2 protein-coding genes are annotated in these 1,908 nt (G+C 68.7%); one reads left to right on the top strand and one right to left on the bottom strand.

Translation table 11 applies throughout. From position 1 onward, the window contains the following. Window positions 1-53 precede the first annotated feature (53 nt). On the top strand, window positions 54-1,574 hold the full coding sequence (locus BN903_RS05345) for an aldehyde dehydrogenase family protein (RefSeq protein ID WP_048076707.1): 1,521 nt from the start codon (window positions 54-56) through the stop codon (window positions 1,572-1,574). A 28-nt stretch (window positions 1,575-1,602) separates the two neighbouring features. Here BN903_RS05345 and BN903_RS05340 read toward each other — a convergent pair. Further along, window positions 1,603-1,908: DUF5821 family protein (locus tag BN903_RS05340; protein ID WP_048076706.1), on the bottom strand; the 306-nt coding region annotated here is incomplete at its 5' end.

Here is a 1,908-nt window from a genome sequence, read left to right as displayed (position 1 = left end):
GGGGCCGCCGACGGAGAGGTGATTTTTTACCCGGACCAGCAAATATTGCGTCCATGGCGCAGCCGTACCAACACTACATCGACGGCGAGTGGGTCGACGGCGACGGGTCCGAGACGTTCGAAAGCGAGAACCCCGCGACGGGCGAGTCGCTCGGGGAGTTCCACCGCGGGACCCCCGACGATGTCGACCGCGCGGTCGCCGCCGCCGACGAGGCGTTCGAAGAGTGGCGCGAGCTCTCCCGGATCCAGCGCGCGGAGTACCTCTGGGACGTGTACCACGAGCTGCGCGAGCGCACCGACGAACTGGGCGCGGTCGTCTCGAAGGAGTGCGGCAAGGAGATCTCGGAGGGGAAAGCCGACGTGGTCGAGGCCGCGCACATGGTCGAGTGGGCCGCCGGCGACGCCCGCCACCCGAAGGGCGACATCGTCCCCTCGGAGATCCCCTCGAAGGACGCGTACATGCGGCGGAAGCCCCGCGGCGTCACCGGCTGTATCACGCCGTGGAACTTCCCGGTCGCGATCCCGTACTGGCACATGGCCATCGCGCTGGTGGAGGGGAACACCGTCGTGTTCAAGCCGGCCGAGCAGACGCCGTGGTGCGCGCAGATCGTCGCGGAGATGTTCGACGACGCGGGGATCCCCGACGGCGTGTTCAACATGGTTCAGGGGTTCGGCGACGCGGGCAACGCGATCGTCGAGAACGACGACGTCCCGACCGTCCTCTTCACCGGCTCCGCGGAGGTCGGCCACCACATCCAGGACAAGCTCGGCGGCGTGCCCGGCAGGCGGGCGGCCTGCGAGATGGGCGGGAAGAACGCGGTCGTCGTCACCGAGGAGGCCGACCTCGACGTCGCGGTCCACTCCGCGGTGATGTCCTCGTTTAAGACGACCGGCCAGCGCTGCGTCTCCGCCGAGCGACTGATCGTCCACAGCGACGTGTACGACGAGTTCACGTCGCGGTTCGTCGAGATCGCGGAATCGGTCGCGGTCGGCGACCCCCTCGACGAGGACACGTTCATGGGACCGCTCGTGGAGGCGGAACACCACGAGAAGGTCACCGAGTACAACGAACTCGCCCGCGAGGAGGGCGTGAACGTCCTCGTCGACCGGACCGAACTCGACCCCGAGGAGATCCCCGACGGCCACGCGGACGGCCACTGGGTCGGCCCGTTCGTCTACGAGGCGGACCCGGACGCCGACCTCCGGTGTACTCACGAGGAGGTGTTCGGCCCCCACGTCGCGCTCCTAGAGTACGACGGTGACATCGAGCGCGCCGTCGAGATCCACAACGATGTCGACTACGGACTGGCGGGCGCGATCATCTCCGAGGACTACCGGCAGATCAACTACTACCGCGACCGCGCCGAGCTCGGGCTGGCGTACGGGAACCTCCCGTGTATCGGCGCTGAGGTCCAGCTCCCCTTCGGCGGCGTGAAGAAGTCCGGCAACGGTTACCCCTCCGCCCGCGAGGCGATCGAGGCCGTCACCGACCGCACCGCGTGGACCCTGAACAACTCGACGGAGATCGAGATGGCGCAGGGGCTCTCGGCCGACATCAAGACGAAAGACGACTGACGCCGCGGTCCCGGCGTCCCCTTCCGAGTCAGTCTGTCACCTCTCGAACCGCCGTAACGACCTCAGCCGGCGTCTCGGCGGCCGCGAGCGCACCCCGGGCGACGAGCCGCTCTCGGGGTCGCCCGACCGGCTGCGACTCCGACGCCGTCTCGATCAGGTCGCTCTCTCGCAGGAGCCGTTTTATCCGCGTGAACGTCGAGGGACTCCCGAGTCCCGCGTCCTCGCAGGCTCTCCGAAGGGTCCGGTCGAGGACCTCCTCGCGGGCCCCGACAGCGTAGGTCCGGATCCGGGTCTCTTCCGGATCGGGACCGGCAGTCGGCCCGGGGAGTCGTCC

This window comes from Halorubrum sp. AJ67, from assembly GCF_000513435.1.
The sequence above is the reverse complement of the archived record's forward strand: the minus strand, read 5'-3'. Positions and strand labels throughout refer to the sequence as shown.